At 72.9% G+C, this 15,148-nt stretch carries 14 protein-coding genes; 6 read left to right on the top strand and 8 right to left on the bottom strand.

Annotated elements, in window-relative coordinates:
• Positions 1-75 precede the first annotated feature (75 nt).
• Entirely contained in the window at positions 76-3,306 is a 3,231-nt protein-coding gene (locus MQV74_RS39490) for a bifunctional cytochrome P450/NADPH--P450 reductase (protein ID WP_242728321.1), read from the bottom strand.
• Between the two features lie 309 nt (positions 3,307-3,615).
• Here MQV74_RS39490 and MQV74_RS39485 point away from each other — a divergent pair, with 309 nt between their 5' ends.
• Both MQV74_RS39485 and MQV74_RS39480 read left to right on the top strand, forming a co-directional pair.
• On the top strand, positions 3,616-3,867 hold the full coding sequence (locus MQV74_RS39485) for a hypothetical protein (RefSeq protein ID WP_242728319.1): 252 nt from the start codon (positions 3,616-3,618) through the stop codon (positions 3,865-3,867).
• On the top strand, positions 3,864-4,607 hold the full coding sequence (locus MQV74_RS39480; protein ID WP_242728317.1) for a hypothetical protein: 744 nt from the start codon (positions 3,864-3,866) through the stop codon (positions 4,605-4,607). Before MQV74_RS39485 ends, MQV74_RS39480 begins: the two co-directional genes overlap by 4 nt.
• Here MQV74_RS39480 and MQV74_RS39475 read toward each other — a convergent pair.
• The 3 genes from MQV74_RS39475 to MQV74_RS39465 all read right to left on the bottom strand — a co-directional run bounded on the left by MQV74_RS39475 (position 4,604) and on the right by MQV74_RS39465 (position 7,739).
• Positions 4,604-6,073: a hypothetical protein gene (locus MQV74_RS39475; protein WP_242728316.1), complete on the bottom strand. Its 1,470-nt coding sequence runs from the start codon at positions 6,071-6,073 to the stop codon at positions 4,604-4,606. The genes MQV74_RS39480 and MQV74_RS39475 overlap by 4 nt on opposite strands.
• A gap of 124 nt (positions 6,074-6,197) precedes the next feature.
• Complete coding sequence (locus MQV74_RS39470) at positions 6,198-6,899, bottom strand: GNAT family N-acetyltransferase (RefSeq protein ID WP_242728315.1); 702 nt, start codon at positions 6,897-6,899, stop codon at positions 6,198-6,200.
• Between the two features lie 174 nt (positions 6,900-7,073).
• Positions 7,074-7,739, bottom strand: coding sequence for a TetR/AcrR family transcriptional regulator (locus tag MQV74_RS39465; protein WP_242728313.1), 666 nt, complete (start codon positions 7,737-7,739; stop codon positions 7,074-7,076).
• Between the two features lie 225 nt (positions 7,740-7,964).
• Here MQV74_RS39465 and MQV74_RS39460 point away from each other — a divergent pair, with 225 nt between their 5' ends.
• The 4 genes from MQV74_RS39460 (at position 7,965) to MQV74_RS39445 (ending at position 10,140) form a co-directional block, all read left to right on the top strand.
• Entirely contained in the window at positions 7,965-8,249 is a 285-nt protein-coding gene (locus tag MQV74_RS39460) for a hypothetical protein (protein WP_242728312.1), read from the top strand.
• Complete coding sequence (locus MQV74_RS39455; protein ID WP_242728311.1) at positions 8,240-9,079, top strand: SDR family oxidoreductase; 840 nt, start codon at positions 8,240-8,242, stop codon at positions 9,077-9,079. The genes MQV74_RS39460 and MQV74_RS39455 overlap by 10 nt, the downstream gene beginning before the upstream one ends.
• A gap of 346 nt (positions 9,080-9,425) precedes the next feature.
• The gene (locus MQV74_RS39450; protein ID WP_242728310.1) at positions 9,426-9,587 is read left to right on the top strand and encodes a hypothetical protein; all 162 of its coding nucleotides are present in this window, start codon (positions 9,426-9,428) and stop codon (positions 9,585-9,587) included.
• A gap of 142 nt (positions 9,588-9,729) precedes the next feature.
• Complete coding sequence (locus MQV74_RS39445) at positions 9,730-10,140, top strand: hypothetical protein (RefSeq protein ID WP_242728308.1); 411 nt, start codon at positions 9,730-9,732, stop codon at positions 10,138-10,140.
• A gap of 57 nt (positions 10,141-10,197) precedes the next feature.
• On the opposite strand, the gene MQV74_RS39440 is transcribed toward MQV74_RS39445, so the two are convergent.
• The 4 genes from MQV74_RS39440 to MQV74_RS41015 form a co-directional block, all read right to left on the bottom strand.
• The gene (locus MQV74_RS39440) at positions 10,198-12,168 is read right to left on the bottom strand and encodes an elongation factor G (protein WP_242728307.1); all 1,971 of its coding nucleotides are present in this window, start codon (positions 12,166-12,168) and stop codon (positions 10,198-10,200) included.
• A 164-nt stretch (positions 12,169-12,332) separates the two neighbouring features.
• Complete coding sequence (locus MQV74_RS39435) at positions 12,333-12,986, bottom strand: DUF5825 family protein (protein ID WP_242728306.1); 654 nt, start codon at positions 12,984-12,986, stop codon at positions 12,333-12,335.
• Positions 12,987-13,017: 31 nt separating this feature from the next.
• The gene (locus tag MQV74_RS39430; protein WP_242728305.1) at positions 13,018-14,940 is read right to left on the bottom strand and encodes a RiPP maturation radical SAM C-methyltransferase; all 1,923 of its coding nucleotides are present in this window, start codon (positions 14,938-14,940) and stop codon (positions 13,018-13,020) included.
• Between the two features lie 68 nt (positions 14,941-15,008).
• A complete protein-coding gene (locus MQV74_RS41015; protein WP_264081221.1) occupies positions 15,009-15,137 on the bottom strand; it encodes a hypothetical protein in 129 nt (42 codons plus the stop codon).
• Positions 15,138-15,148 lie beyond the last annotated feature (11 nt).

Genomic DNA, 15,148 nt, shown 5'->3' with positions numbered 1-15,148 from the left:
TCAGCGGCGGGTTCAGCCCGTCCAGCGGCGGGTTCAGCCCGTCCAGCGGCGGGTTCAGCCCGTCCAGCGGCGGGTTCAGCCCGTCCAGACGTCCTCGACGTAGCGGCCGGACTCGGTGAGCTCGGTGAGCCAGGCGGCGGCCTCGGCGTCGGACGCGCCGGTGTGCTCGCGGTGGACGGCCATGAACGCCTCCCGCACGGCGGGGGCCATCCGGCGGCCGTCGCCGCAGACGTGGACCCGGCCGCCCGCCCTCAGCACGTCCCAGACCTCGGCGCTCTCCCTGGCGATGCGGTCCTGGACATAGCGGGCGCCGTCCTCGGGGGCCTGGGAGAAGACGGGCCGCATGCTGACGGCTCCGGCCGTCTCGGCCGTCTCGAACTCCTCACGGTGCAGGTAGTCGACCTCGGGGTGGTCGCAGCCGAAGTAGCACAGGAGCGTGCCGGTGGACCCGGTGTGCAGGCGGTCGAGAACGGCCCCGCGGAAGGGTGCGAGGCCGGTGCCCGCGCTGACCAGGATGACCGGGACCGCGTCGTCCTCGGGGAGCCGGAAGGACTCGCCGCACGGGAGCACCCTGGCCTGGACGGTGTCCCCGGCCCGCACGGTCTGGACGTAGTGCGAGCCGACGCCGTGGAAGGTGCCCTCGCCCGCGCGGTGGGGCGCGGCGAGCAGCGACACCATCAGGTCGATCTCGCCGGGGGCGGCCTGCGCGGAGGACGAGATGGAGTAGTGGCGCGGGCGCAGCACCGGAAGGAGTTCCAGGAAGCGCTCGAAGGGCACCTCGCAGGCGCGGTAGCGCTCCAGCAGGTCCAGGACGCTGAGCCCGGTCACGGTGACCCGCTCGCGGAAGGCGTCGGCGTCGAGTCCGGCGAGTTCGGCCAGGGGGCGGCGCTCGGGCGGGCAGGCGGTGTGCTCGGCGAGGACGGCGATCTGCTCGGGCGTGGCCGGGGTCTGGAGCTCCACGAAGTCGGTGAGCAGTCGGCGCAGGGTCAGCGGCCGGTCGACGGGCAGGGTATTGCGGGCGCGGCGGCGGGCGCTCAGCCGCACGGTGCGCTCCGGGTCGAGGCCGAAGCGGGCGGTGACCCGCTGGACGAGGGCGTCGGGGTTGCGCGGCAGGACGGCCAGGTGGTCGCCGGTGCGGTAGGTGACGCCCTCGGGCAGCCGCAGCTTCAGATACCGCTTGGAGCGGCCCAGCTCGTGCTCCATGTCGACGAGTTCGTACGCGTCGAGTACGTCCATGGGCTGGACGCCGTGCCGGGCGGCGAGTCCACCGGTGACGCACGCGGTGGCGTCCTGAAGCTCGTACAGGCCCTGCGGCTCTGCGGCGTCGGGCTCGGGGCGCGCCGCCTCGCCGTCGGCGGCGCCGTACCGGTCGAGCAGGGCCGTCCACAGGTCGGCGCTCCAGCGGTCCACGGTGCCGGCGAAGTCCCCTGAGGCGTCCGCGGCACCGCGCTCCAGGAGCGGGGTGGCACCGGCGGCGGTGAGCCACTCCTCGATGAGGGTCGGTACGTGCTGGTAGGTGGCGGCCCAGTTGCGGTCGCCGACGCCGAGGACGGCGAACCGCAGGCCGTCGAGGGCGCCGGGCTCCAGGCCCTCCAGCCAGGTGACGAACTCGGCGGCGTCGTCGGTGGGGCGGCCGTTGTAGGAGGCGGCGACGATCACCACGGGGCCGTCGGCGGGGCTGAGCCTGCCCGCGCGGTCGTTGAGGGGGGCGACCGCGGTGGTGAAGCCGTGGTCGTCGCCGTCGGCGGCCAGGTCGTGGGCGAGCCCGGCGCAGGTGCCCAAGTTGGAGCCGTGCAGCAGGGTCAGCGCGGTCGCGGTGGCGCGGCGGGCCTCGGGCCGGTCCTCGCCCACGGGCGCGCTGCTCGCGGCGGTGGGCAGGCGCCGCTCGTCGCTGGTGCGCCGGGCGAGCCGGAGAGTGAACGCGTCGGGCTTGAGGGTGAGGGTCTGCTTGATCTCCAGCTGGTAGTCGCTGTGGTCGAGCAGCCGGTAGCGGTGGACCAGGAGGCCGAGGAGCAGGGTGGCCTCGTGCAGGGCGAACTGGCGGCCGATGCAGGCGCGTTCCCCGCTGCCGAACGGCTTGAAGAGGTGGACCGGGCGTGCCGCCTCGCGCTCGGGCGTGAACCGGTCGGGGTCGAAGAGGTCGACGTTCTCGCCCCAGGCGGGGTCGCGGTGCAGGGCCGGGGTGAGCACCATCAGGGTCTCGCCCTTGCGCACGGCGTACGTGCCGCCGATGACGGTGTCCTCGATCGGCTCCATGGCGAAGGCGGGCGCGGTCGGCCACAGCCGCAGGCTCTCGTTGAGCACCTGGCGGACGTAGCCGAGCTTGCCGATGTCGCCGTACTCGGGCGCGGGCGCGTCCGTGTCGCCCCACAGGGCGTCCACCTCCGCCTGCGCGCGGGCCAGGACTTCGGGGTGCTTGGTCAGGTAGTAGAGGGCGAACGACAGGGCCCCGCTGGTGGTCTCGTGTCCGGCGATGAGGAACGTGATCACCTGGTTGCGGATGTTCACGTCGTCCAGGGGCTCGCCGGTCCGCGCGTCACGGGTGTGGAGCATGCGGCCCAGGAGGTCGTCGGTGCTGGTGTCCCCCGATACCCTGCGCTGCCGGATCACCTCGTCGACGAGCTCCGTCATCAGCGCGGCGTCCTTGCGGAACTGCTCGGTCTGCCGCCAGCGGAACACCTCCGTGCCCGGGATCGACTCGCCCTTGGTCTGGGTGTGGGCGAGCGCCCTGCTCATCGCGTCGACGAAGGGATGCGCGTCGTCGCGCCGGAACGACTCGAAGTCGTAGCCGAATCCGCAGAGTCCGATGGTGTCGAAGGTCAGCCGGGTCATGTCCTCGGGCACGTCCACCGGACCCTCGCCGACCGCCCGGTCCCACTTGGCGATCAGCGACCGGGCGACGTCCAGCATCGTCGCGTGGTAGCCGCGCATGGCCCCGAGGGAGAAGGCGGGCATCAAAATGTCGTGCGCCTTCTGCCAGTTGGCCTCGTGGTGGAAGGCCGTGAAGAGGCCGTCCCCGGCGATCTGCCTGATCTCGACGAGGTCGCCGTGCACGTTCTTGCGGAACCGGGACTCGTCCGCCAGCTCGGCCACCAGGTCCAGGCCGCCGACCATCACGGTCTCGGAGCCGAAGGCGCGGATGCGGAACACCGGGCCGAACTCCTTGACCTCCTTCATCAGATGGACGAGGCCGTCGGCTCCGCTCGGGATGTCGAGGGCGTGGCCGGTCAGGGGGAGCGCGGGACGCTCCGGGATCGCCTGGGCCGTCGCCGTGGAGGTGAGGTCGGGGGTGGACACGTGCGTCATGAGGGGGCCTTTCGTTCCGCACCGGCAGTCGCTTGATCATTAAGATACACACGACTTTGTCATCTGACCATGTCGCTTGATTGTGTTGAGTGACACGGTCGCTCGGCTGAACTCGGCGAGCACCGTGGGCGTCGAGGGTCTTCGCCCGCGCCGGTCCACGCGTAGACCGGCCCGCCCGGCCGCAGGCGCGACGCCCGGGCCGTCTGGCGTAGCCCGGTCGCCACTGCCTCCTTCGACCGTGGCGTCGCGCCTACGCTGGCCTCCCGGCGCACCGGCACTCGCGCGGTCCACGCCGGTCGAGGGGGCGCAATGGGGGGCAGGGGCGCGGTGGGCCTGATCGCGGCGGTGATCGGCGCGGTCGGCATGATCGCGGCGGCGTTCATCACGGTGCGGGGGCAGGACGGCGGCGGCGAACAGCGCGGTCCGGGGACGATCGTCCAGACCAACGAGAACGGCAACAACCAGGCGTGCATCGGCCAGAACGTCGCCTGCGGCCCGGGAGCGACATCGAGCACCTCGGCCACGAACCGGCCCGCGTCCCAAGGGAGTTCCGGCGGATGACGGGAGCACCGCGCCGCACCGCCTCGGCGGTGCTGCTGCTCTGCCTGCTCGTCCCCCTCAGCGGCTGCGGCGGCGACCGAGGGGACGCGCAGGGCCAGAGCAACGAGAACGGCAACAACCTCGCCTGCAACGGCCACAACGTCCAGTGCGTCAACGGCACCCTCATCGTGTCGCCGCCGCCCGTGTCACCGTCGTCGCCCTCGACGTCGCCGTCCCCCTCGGACAGCTCGTCGCCGTCCGCGTCCCCGTCGCCCGACGAGCCCACTCCCAGCCGTACGCCTACGCCGTCGTCCACAGCGGACGACGCCGGGGACGGCTCCGGCGCCGCCGCGCGCCTCGACCGCGCGCCCCGGGCCGTGTTGCAGGGGCCCGGTCTCGGCTCGCTGCGCATCGCCCTGCTCGACGTGGACGCGCCGCAGCCGCGGTGGAGCACCCTGGGCATCGCCGCCCGGCAGCTGCGTGCCGCCGGAGTGGGCGGGGTGCTGTTCCGGCTGCCGTCGCCGGTTCCGGCCACGGTGCACGTCGACACCACGCAGGCCGCGGACGACGTGGAATACGTCTTCTTCGACGGCAACGGCCTGCGCCTGGGAACGCAAACCGCCGCCGGGTGCGCGGTGCTGTGCCCCTCGCTGACGCAGAACCTGGTCACCGTCCCGCAGTACCAGCACCTCTTGGTGACGGACGCCGGACGCAGCGCGGGCTGGCCGCTGGGGCAGCGGTACGTCTACACCAACGGCTAGGCCATACCGCCCGCCACGCCGACCAGTCGTACGAGGTCCTGGTGGAACACGTCGTCGTGCGCGCCCCGGGGCGGGCCGCCCGCGCGGATCCGTTCGGACGCGTCGACGCCGACGTACCCCGAGGACGGCAGCGCGCCCTCGGTGAGCGCGTCGGCGAGGGTGAGCGCGGGGCTGCCGTCGATGCCCTGGATCCCGTCGTAGCCGAGTGCGCCCCAGGTCCGGCCGGCGCCGGAGAGGAGGGCTCCGTCGCCGATCCTGCGGCAGGCGAGCGGGAAGAACAGGCCGAGTTCCAGGTCGTGGTGCGAGTAGCAGCACACGACGGGTCCCGTGACGCGTCCGTCCAGGCCGGCAAGCGCTCCCCCGCCGCTCAGTCGGGGCAGGTGCTCGGCGAACGCGAAGTGCGACAGGGCCGCCTGGAACAGGCACAGCGAGGCGACCCGCTCGTCCGGGCCGAGGCCCCGCACGGCGTAGGCCACCAGACGCGCGCCCGAACCGTGGCCGACGAGGTGGATCCGGGTGTCGGGCAGGCCCTCGCCGAGGGTCCGCAGGAGCGGGGCGAGGGCGTGCTCGCCGATGAACCCGGCGTGCCTGCGCATCGCGTACGACGTGACCTGGCACAGCAGTTGGTGGGCGCCGTCCCACACCCGGTCGAGCGTGCGTCCGGCGTACGGGTCGCGCAGGGGGCGCTCGCTCGGCGCGAGGGACTCGGGCCGGGACAGGCGCTCGGTGGGGTCGTCGGCAGGGCGCGGCCCGGCCGTGCCGGACTCGGTGAGCGTGCCGTGTTCGGAGACGTCGGGCGCGCCGGAGCCGGTGTGCGCTTCTTCGAACCGCTCCAGGCTGCGGTTCTCCACCCGCTCGGTCTCCTGACGGGCCGCGTCGAGCGCCTCGGCGAAGCCCTCGCACACCTGGGTGGGGCTGTCGATGAGCATGGCCGGGTCGGTCTGCGGCAGGACGCTCGCGCCCAGGTCGGTGCCGTAGGCGTGCAGCGGGGTGTCCAGGGGCTGTTCGACGAGGCGGCGCAGGGCGATGCCCACGTCGTCCAGGGCGCCGTTCCTCAAGGGCCGTTCGTCGAGGAGCCCGAGGAGCTTGGTGAGGGTGTCCCCGCCGTCGGGGAAGACGCGGTGCAGCCCGGTGACGTCGGTGTCGGTGAGCCGCCCCGCGCGGCCGTCCTCCGGCCGCGCGAAGCACATGCTGGGCCAGCGCACGCCCACGAGTCCCACGCCGTCCGTGACGTCGGCCCGTGCGAACAGGGCGCGGCAGCGCGCGTCGATCCGCCCGGTGAGCTCGGGCTCGTGGTGGGCGGTGTGCGCGAGCACGACCAGGTGGCGCACGTCGGCCTCGCGGGCCGCGTCCGCCACCCGGTCTCCCTGCCGCTCGTCCACGGCGTCGCCGTGCGCGTCGAAGGCGACGTCCCACCACGGCGGTGCCTCTGCGGCCTCGCCCCGTGTCTCCCGCGTGTCCCGCATGCGCCCCCCTGCCGTCTCGCGCCACCGTGACGCGATGTCACGTGCACGGCGGGTGCCCCTACGGGGCGGGGCTACGCACGGCGCCACGGGGCGGCGCGCCGACGGGCCGCGCCCGGGCCCCGGGTCACGGGGTGCGGAAGCCCTGGAAGGTCACGGGCCTGCGGGTCTCGAAGCCGAGCCGCTCGTACAGGGCGATCGCGCCGGAGTTCGCCTCCGCCACGTGCAGGAACGGCTGGTCGCCGCGGGCCAGGATGTGGGTGACCAACGCGCGCACCACGCGGGCCGCGTGGCCCTGGCCGCGGGCCTCGGGAGCCGTGCACACGGCGCTGATCTCGGTCCAGCCCGGGGGCCGCAGCCGCTCGCCCGCCATCGCCACCAGGACTCCGTCCACACGGACCCCCAGGTAGGTGCCGAGTTCGGCGGTGCGGGTCCAGAACGGCCCCGGTTCGGTCCGCTTGACGAGGTCGAGCATGTCCGGCACGTCGTCCGGCCCCAGCTCCGCTATCACGACGTCGGTCGCGGGAGCCGGGTCACCGGGCGGGCGCCCGCCGGGCCAGACCATCTGCCGCCCCTCCAGGACGAAGACCGGCTCCCAGTCCGCGGGCGCGGGCGCCGCGTTGCTGAACATGTCGGCGAAGCCGTCGCTGCCGAGCAGCCGGGCCAGGTCGGCCCAGTCCTCCGGGTCGGGCTCGGTGGGCAGCGCGCAGAAGGTCGTGACCTCCGGCAGGTACGTGGCGGCCTGCCCGAGCCGTCGGGCCAGATGCGCGTGCGTGCCGAGCAGCGACTCGGCGACGGGATTGTCGAGCACGGTGGGATCACTGTTCACGCGCCCGATCTTCGCATCCCCGTGCTGCCGGGCCGCATCCCGGTGTGTCCCCGCCGCATCCCGGTGCTCCCGTCGCAACGGGGGTACTCCCCCGCCTCGTCGCGGTCGGGAGCACGGCCTGCCCCCGTACTCTCACGGGCCCGGATCGACGGTCGTCAGGTCGCGGTCGGCGGTTCAGCGGGTGGGGGTGTGCAGGATGCCGTTGATCAGGACCTCCAGGGCCCAGGTGTCGCGGTCGCCGGGCGAGAACAGGGCCTGCCTCAGCGAGGTGATCATCGGGTACCGGTCGGCGGGCAGGGCGGCGTAGCGGCGGTCGGCCGCGGCGATGGTGGACTCCTCGTCGGAGCCCTTGGTGGTGTACGCGCTCTGCTCGGTGGCGGCCGCGGCGGTGTGGAGCCAGAGGAGGTCGACGGCCCAGGCGGCGGCGTCGTCGTCGAGGCCGCCGTCCTTCAGGAGGGCGAGCATGCGGTCGAGGACCAGCAGGGCGTTGTCGCCGGTGGGGATGGCGCCGAGGGCGACGGCGGCCAGGCCCTCGTGGCGGCTCATCGCCTCGACGGCCGCGGAGATCAGCGCCCGCAGCCGTTCCCGCCAGGTGCCTTCCCCGGTCGGGCGGACCTGCCCGAGGGCTTCGTCGAGCATGGCGGCCATGAGGTCGTCGCGGTGGGCGACGTAGACGTAGAGCGAGGCGGGGCCGGTGTCGAGCTCCTTGGCGACGCGGCGCATGGTCAGCGCCTCCAGGCCGTCGCGGTCGAGGATCTTCAGGCCCGTGCGCACGATGACGTCGCGGCTGAGGGGGGCCTTGGCGGGCCGCGCGCGGCGGCTGACGGGCTGCGTGCTCATGGGCAAACCCTAGCCCGAAACGAACACCGTTTGACACGAACGCCGTTCGTTACCTACGTTCGGGGCGAACGCTGTTCGCGACGAACCTCGTTCGCCTTGTCTGCCGAAAGCCAGCGAAATCTCCCCCGAGAACTCCGAAAACCCCTGGAAACTCCTGATGACCACCGCCGCCCGCCCGTCCCGGCCGGGGTCCTGCCCCCGGCCCGGCGCTGGGCGGTCCTCGCCGTGATCCTGGCGGCCGAGGTGCTCGACCTGATCAACGCCACCATCACCCAGCTCGCCGCCCCCACCATCACCGCCTCACTCGGCAGCGGGCTGTCCCTGGCCCAGTGGCCCGGCGCCTCCTACGCCTCCGCCCTTGGCGTGCTCCCGGTCGTCGCCGGACTGCTCTACACCGTCCCCCCGTTCCTCCAGGTGGGCCTCGGCTACTCGCTGCCGCGCACCGCCCACCCCGCACACTCCCGACCCAGCACACGAACCCGTACGAAGAAAGCAGAACCATGTTCCTGATCACCGGGGGCCGCGGCGCGGTCGCCACCCACCTGACCACCCTGCTCCACCGCGACGGCCTGCCCGTCCGCGTCGGCTCCGCCCGCCCCGAGGACCTCGCCCCGCCCGCCGGAGTGGAGACGGTCCGCCTGGACCTCACCGACCCGGTCACCTTCCCCGCCGCCCTGGAGGGCGTCACCACCGTCTTCCTCTACGCCACCGCCGACCACGTCACCGACTTCGCCGACCTGGCCCACCGCGCGGGCGTCACCCACGTCGTCCTGCTCTCCTCCGCCAGCGTCCTCGGCCCCGACCCCGCGGGCGACCCGCTCGCCAAGTCCCACCTCGACGTCGAACAGGCCCTGCTGGCCTCGCCGATCACCACCACGATCCTGCGGCCCGGCTCCTTCGCCGCCAACGCGGGCGGCTGGGCCTGGTCCATCAAGTCCGGCAAGCCCGTCAGCCTGCCCTACCCCCACGCCCACCACGACCCCATCCACGAGTACGACGTCGCCGAGGCCGCGCACGCCGCGCTGACCGACCCCCGCCACCGCGGCGGCCTGTTCACCCTCACCGGCCCCGCGTCCCTCACCTTCACCGAGCAGATCGAGCAGCTCGCCGCCGTCATCGGCCGTCCGATCCCGGTCCGCCACGCCACGCGCGAGGAGTGGAAGCGGGAGACGGCCGACTACATCCCCGCCGTGTACGCCGACGCCCTGCTGAACTGGTGGGCGTCCCAGGACGGCAAGCCCGCGCACCTCACGGACACGGTCGAGCACCTCACCGGCCACCCCGCCCGCCCCTTCACCACCTGGGCCGCCGACCGCGCCGCCGCATTCACCACCTCCTGACCCTCCTTGATCTCCTCCCCCGAGGACAGGCCGCAGCGACACCCCGTCACTGCGGCCTGAAGCCATGGCACCTCCGGCCCCGGCCGCGCCACCTTCCGCCGCCCCGACGAGCGCATCGCCCGGGTCATCGCCCAAGCCCTCGGCGACGCGCGCAGCGTCCTCAACGTCGGGCGCGTGGGACGAAGCCTTCGGCCGGCTGCACGGCCGCCCGACCTACGACGGATCGCTGGTGCTCCTGCACGCCACCCCCTGACCAGGCCGAACGGGTCACCCCCTCCGCCTCCCGCCGCCGGAGGCGCCCAGTAGGGTGATGGCCGCGACGACCAGTAGAAACGGACCACAAGACGTGCATGCTCCAGAGACCACCGCGCCCATCTACGACCTGCTGATAGCCGAACGGGGTGACGTGGTCGCCATCGCCGCCCGCACCGCCGAGGAGACCCAGCGCGAAGCCGACGCCATGCTGGACTTCGGCTCCCTGACCGGCCGCAGGAACGGCGAAGCGTAAGCAGAGCCTCCCCCTTGGCCCCACCGCTTTTGTCCGGCAGGACGTGAGGGGGCTGCCGGACAATTCCGCGGGCGGTGGACTGCCGCACACAGACCCACTGGGGCCTGTGTGTGCCAGATCGGCAGAACACCGAGGGGACATCATGCGAACCAAGAAGCGCCTCGCGCTCGTCACCGGCCTCATCGCGCTGGGCGCGGGCCTCATCACCCCGGCGGCCGTCGCGACGCCGGAGCACCGGGCACCTGCCGCCTCCTGCCTCGGCGGCGCCTGGAAGTACGACAAGGTCCCCGGGGAGATCGACGCCCCGCCCGGCGCGGCGTACTACCGCACCACCACCCGGTGCGCGGACATCCAGGTCAAGCCGAGCAACGGCACGGTGCTCAAGCTGTGCTACCTGAAGAACCACGACCCGGAACAGGTGGTCTGCAAGCGCGAGGTCAACGTGCCTGGCGGCAGCTGGAAGATCCTCGGCACCGACTTCAAGGACGGCGTCGAGTTCTGGCTCCGCTTCAGCAACGCGGGAGCCCACAAGACCGGCCTGGTCGCCGCCTGACAGCTCCGTGGCCCGGGAGCCCCACCCGTCTTCGGCGGGTGGGGCTCCCGGCGTCGCTCACATCCGCCGGTGCGCGTGCAGCAAGTACTCCTCCCGGTGCAGCGGGTTGTGGTCGGTCCTGGGCCTGGACCGCGGGCTGGTCGCCGCGCGGTAGTGGCCGAAGGACGTCTCCAGGACGCCCTCGCCGCCGGTGAGTTCGGGCAGCTCCCGCTCCAGGCCGTGCACGCTGTCGGCGGGCAGGTGGCCCTCGACGACGAACGCGTCACCGCGTGCCGTCGGCGTTCCCGGCAGGGCGCGATGGCGGGCCAGGGCGAGCGCCACCGGCGCGAACGCGTCCTGCGGCACCTCCAGGACGAAGCGGTGCATCGGCTCGTGCACGACCGTCCCGGCCCGGCGCAGCGCCGCCATCAGGACCAGCGGCGTCAGCCCGCGGAACGCGCCCGCCGTGCTCGTGATGCTGCAGAAGCCCGAGTGGGTCATCGTGACCGCGCAGTCGGGCACCCGCCAGCCGTACACCCCCTGCTCCAGCGTGGCGTGGACGGTCTCCTCCACGGCCCGCATGTAGGCGAGGGGCAGCGAACCCAGTTCGACCCCGAGACGGAAGGTGACACCGCCACCGGCCGACCCCGGCTCCACCCGCAGCCCCACCGTCGCCCGGTAGGGATTGCCCTCCTCGCCGAGGGCCTCGTGGGCCGCGCCCGTGCCGGTGACGCGCTCGACGCAGATCGGCGTCGTCCGCCGGAAGCCGACCGCCAGGTGCTGTTCGGCCAGGCTCGCCGCGAGGACCTCCTTCTGCACCTCGCCGTAGAGGGAGACGGACAGCTCCTGCCCGCCCCGGTCCTGGCGCAGTCCGATCAGCGGGTCCTGTTCGGCGAGCCGGGTCAGGGCGAGGTGCAGCGCGCCCAGGTCGGCCGGGTCGGCGGGCACCACGACGGTTTCGAGGGAGGGCGGCGCGAAGACGTGGTCGTAGGGGCGACCGACCGGCGGCGTGCCGATGACGTCCCCGATGCGGACCGCCGCGAGCCCGCGCAGCGTGGCGATCTCCCCTGCGCCCGCCGAGGCGCGGCGCTCCAGCACGCCCCGGTCGAAGACGGCCAGGTCCGTGACCTTGGCCGTGGCGGCGCCGACCGCGACGCGCTCGCGGGCCGCGAGCCGCCCGGAGAACAGCCGGGCGTACGCGACCTTCTCGCCACCCGCGCCGCGCTCCACCTTGAACACCCGCCCCGACAGCGGCCCTTCGGCGTCAGCATGCTCGGCGGGCAGCAGTTCCTCGATGCCCCGGACGAGTTCCTGGATGCCCGCGCCGGTGATCGCCGAGCCGACGTACACCGGATGCACCCGGCCCTTGCGGGTCTGTGTCACGAGGGCGTCGTGCAGGCGCTCGTACGGGACGGAGGCCTCGTCCGTCACGTACGCGGCGAGCAGGGCGTCGTCCTGGGCGGTCAGGACGTCGAGGAGTCCGCGGGCGAAGGGGCCGTCGTCCTCGGTGAAGGCCGTGACGCGGGCCGTGGGCGTGCCGAGGCCCGCGGTGACCCGCCCCATCGCGAGGGTGGGCACGCCGAGCCTGCGCTCGGCCTCGCGCCGGACGCGCGTGTCGTCGGCGCCGCGCCGGTCGGCCTTGTTGATGAAGATCAGGGTGGGGATGCCGAGCCGCTTCAGCGTCCGCATCAGGACGCGCGTCTGCGGCTGTACGCCCTCCACGGCGGAGACGACGAGCACGGCGCCGTCGAGGACGCCGAGGACCCGCTCCACCTCGGCGATGAAGTCGGGGTGGCCGGGTGTGTCGATGAGGTTCACCGAGACGGCCGAACCGCCGCCGCCAAGGCGGAAGTTCACCACCGCCGACTTGATGGTGATGCCGCGGCGGCGCTCCAGGTCGAGGGAGTCGGTGTGGGTGCTGCCCGCGTCGACGCTGCCGATGGCGTCGATCACCCCGGCCTCGTACAGGAGCCGCTCGGTCAGGCTCGTCTTGCCGGCGTCAACATGCGCCAGGATCCCCAGGTTCAGCGTGCGGTGCGTGGTGCGCACAGAGCGTCATGTCCTTCAGGTTGATGACTGTTCCTTTCGTCTGGGACATGGACGTTCCGCGCATCGCCGTCTCCTTGATCTCGTGGGCTGCTGCGGCGATGTTCGCACCGCGGGCTCGGGGCCGTCGACCGAATATTGCGGCGCGGCCCCTCACCCGCCCTCGTTCAGATCGCGATCGACTGCTGCAGCCAGCGGCTCACGCGGTAGGGGATCCACCAGGCGTACGGGCCGACGTCCAGGACGAGCTTCTCGCCCCGGAAGTCGTCCAGGGCCTCCTGCGGGACGCTGTCGGCGGGCGCGCCGTGGTCGAGGAGGTCGATGGCCGTCGCGTACTCGGGCTCGTCGGCGGTGAAGCGGCGCAGCTCGCCCCAGCGCCGGTCGCGGATCTGGATGAAGCCGGGCCCCTTGCGCCACAGGCATTTGCACAGGTAGTGGCCGCGCCGCCAGGTGCGGAGGGACGCCTCGGCGTCGGTGGGGCCGTGCAGGGCCGCGGGCGGCTGGAGGTGGCTGAGCACTCGCCAGCTGTCCCCCGCGTCCGGGTCGAGGAGCAGCTCCCACTCCACCATGACGGCGCGCGCGGTCAGGTCCCGGACGAGGCTGAGCCGGTGCAGGGCGGCTGCCGGGTCGGTGGCGGCGGTCAGGTCGACGGGGGCGGGCAGGCGCACCCGGCGCGCGCCCAGCTCCCACAGGCGCGCCGCCTCGCCGCGGGCCGGGCCCGGCAGCGGCACCTCGCCCAGGAACATGCCGGGCAGCGCACACGCGTCCGGGTCGTAGTCGCGCCAGGCCAGGAGCGTGGGCGAGGTGAGGGTGGCGGTCATCGGGCTCCTCCTGGTCGGTCGTTCGGGCGGGTCAGGCCGGCTCGGGGACGGCTTCGGACGCGGCCGCGCCGTCCTCCGCGTGGACGTGCCGCATGAAGTCGAGGCGCAGCAGGTCCTCGTTGACCGCGGCCGGGGCGATGTGGACGTACTGTCCCGCGTCCGCGAAGACGATGCCGAGGGCGAGCCAGGAGTCGAGCAGCCGCTGCAGCCGCTCCTCGTCGACGCCGGCTCGGGGCACGCGGGCGGCGGCCTTGCGGGTGAGGGCCTGGAGGGTGTGCGGCTGGTCGAGGAGGCGGAAGACGGCCAGTTCCAGGGGATCGCTCAGCTCCATGGCGCGCCAGGCGAAGGTGCGCCTGCGGCTGACCAGGACGATGCGGTCGCCGTGGTCGTCGTGGGTGAGGCGGGCGTCCGTGTGGTGCTTCTTCCAGTCGCCGAGGGCCGCGTTGAGGGCGCCCACGGTCTCCTCGCCGATGCCGCGGGCCGGGGCCTCGAAGACGTACGCCATGCCGTACAGCTCTTCTTCGGGCAGGTCGTAGGTGAAGCGGTAGTGCGCCTCGGGACGCAGTCCGGTGAAGCCGAGTTCGGGCCGCTCGAAGTAGGGGCTGAAGCGCTCGATGGCGATGCGGGCGGAGAGGTCGACCGGCGGGTCGAGGTGTTCCAGGGCGGGGATCTGCGCGACGACCGGGTCGTAGTCCTCGGCGCTCTCGCCGGGGAAGCCGTGCAGGTAGTTCCAGGCGACGGACAGGCCGGTCTCGGCGCCGTCGCGGAGCATCCGGACGTTCTGGCAGCCGCTGACGCCCTTGTCCATCAGGTCGAGGACGCGGCTGTTGAGGCTCTCGATGCCCGGCTGGACGTAGATGAGTCCGGCGTCGGCGAGGGTGCGCAGCTGGCTGCGCTTCATGTTGGCCTTGATCTCGATGTGCAGGCGCAGGTCGTAGCCGCTGTCGATGATGCGGGGCAGGACGGAGGTCAGATAGCGCATGTCGAGGATGTTGTCGACGACGTACATGTCGAGGACCCGGTGGCGGCGGGCCAGCTCCATGATCTCTTCGTAGAAGGTGTCCGGGCTCTTGGAACGGAACTCCATGAACGAGCCGTTGAGCCCGCAGAAGGTGCAGTGGTGCTTCTCGCCCCACCAGCAGCCGCGGGCCCCCTCGACGACGAGTTTGGGCTCCACCCAGTTGCGGGCCACCGAGGCGGCGAGGCGCTCGAAGTAGCCGCTGTAGTCGGGCGGCAGGATGGCCGCGGGCGGCAGCGGCCGGGTGGCCATCGGGTTGGCGATGCTCGTGCCCGACGCGTCGCGGCGGCACAGGCCCGGCACGTCGTCGACCGCGGCCTTCTCCTTGAGGGCGGTGAGCAGCTGCGGGAAGGCGCCCTCGCCCTCGCCGCGGACGACGTAGTCGACGAAGGCGAAGTTGCGGTGCACGGCGGCGCCCTGCTCGCCGTCGCAGTTGGCGCCGCCCATGACGGTCACGACGTGCGGGGCGAGTTCCTTGACCCGGCGGGCGGCGGCGAGCGCGGCGGTGTTCTGCTGGAAGGTGGAGGTGAAGCCGACGACGTCGGGCTCCTTCGCCACGATCTGCTGGGCGATCATCTCGACGAACTCGGGGACGACGCGGTGCAGTTCGCGCGTCATCTTCATCCGCGCGGCCTTGAGCTTGCCGGTCATGGTGGCGGTGAACTCCTCGTCGCGCCACTGCGGGTCGTCGTACAGGGCGGAGGAGAAGACCCAGTCGCCGCAGCCCATGAAGTACGAGGAGAGGGCGTAGTACTCGTAGTCGTCACCGGTGAACTCGGTGCGCTCGGTGATCCAGTCGGTGAAGGCGAGATTGGCGTGCAGCACCTCGGCGGTGGCGCCGGGGACGCGCTCGTCCACGCTCCGTTTGAGGATGCCCAGGGCGAGCGACGGAAGGTCGATGGGCGACCAGGGCATGTTGACCAGCAGTACGCGCATGGGCGCTCCTCCGATGGTGGGGCCGACCGGCCCCCGGGGGGTGCTCCCGGGGGCCGGCCGGTTCGGGATCAGTCCTCGACGCTCTCGTCGCCGTCCTCGGCGTTGCGGAACGGGACGGTGACCGTGATGCCGATGCTCGGCTTCCGGTTCGTCTCGTCCTCCGCGAGCGGGTCGTTGTGGATGACGTCCTTCTGCATGGCTCTCTCCT

The sequence above is a fragment of the Streptomyces sp. AN091965 genome, from assembly GCF_022698285.1.
Lineage (GTDB): Bacteria > Actinomycetota > Actinomycetes > Streptomycetales > Streptomycetaceae > Streptomyces.
The sequence above is the reverse complement of the archived record's forward strand: the minus strand, read 5'-3'. Positions and strand labels throughout refer to the sequence as shown.

What these genes read in the sequence shown, in the direction of transcription:
- MQV74_RS39490 (WP_242728321.1), bottom strand. Translation starts at nt 3,306, where the DNA reads ATGACGCACGTGTCCACCCCCGACCTCACCTCCACGGCGACGGCCCAG.
- MQV74_RS39485 (WP_242728319.1), top strand. Translation starts at nt 3,616, where the DNA reads ATGGGGGGCAGGGGCGCGGTGGGCCTGATCGCGGCGGTGATCGGCGCG.
- MQV74_RS39480 (WP_242728317.1), top strand. Translation starts at nt 3,864, where the DNA reads ATGACGGGAGCACCGCGCCGCACCGCCTCGGCGGTGCTGCTGCTCTGC.
- MQV74_RS39475 (WP_242728316.1), bottom strand. Translation starts at nt 6,073, where the DNA reads ATGCGGGACACGCGGGAGACACGGGGCGAGGCCGCAGAGGCACCGCCG.
- MQV74_RS39465 (WP_242728313.1), bottom strand. Translation starts at nt 7,739, where the DNA reads ATGAGCACGCAGCCCGTCAGCCGCCGCGCGCGGCCCGCCAAGGCCCCC.
- MQV74_RS39455 (WP_242728311.1), top strand. Translation starts at nt 8,240, where the DNA reads ATGTTCCTGATCACCGGGGGCCGCGGCGCGGTCGCCACCCACCTGACC.
- MQV74_RS39445 (WP_242728308.1), top strand. Translation starts at nt 9,730, where the DNA reads ATGCGAACCAAGAAGCGCCTCGCGCTCGTCACCGGCCTCATCGCGCTG.
- MQV74_RS39435 (WP_242728306.1), bottom strand. Translation starts at nt 12,986, where the DNA reads ATGACCGCCACCCTCACCTCGCCCACGCTCCTGGCCTGGCGCGACTAC.
- MQV74_RS39430 (WP_242728305.1), bottom strand. Translation starts at nt 14,940, where the DNA reads ATGCGCGTACTGCTGGTCAACATGCCCTGGTCGCCCATCGACCTTCCG.
- MQV74_RS41015 (WP_264081221.1), bottom strand. Translation starts at nt 15,137, where the DNA reads ATGCAGAAGGACGTCATCCACAACGACCCGCTCGCGGAGGACGAGACG.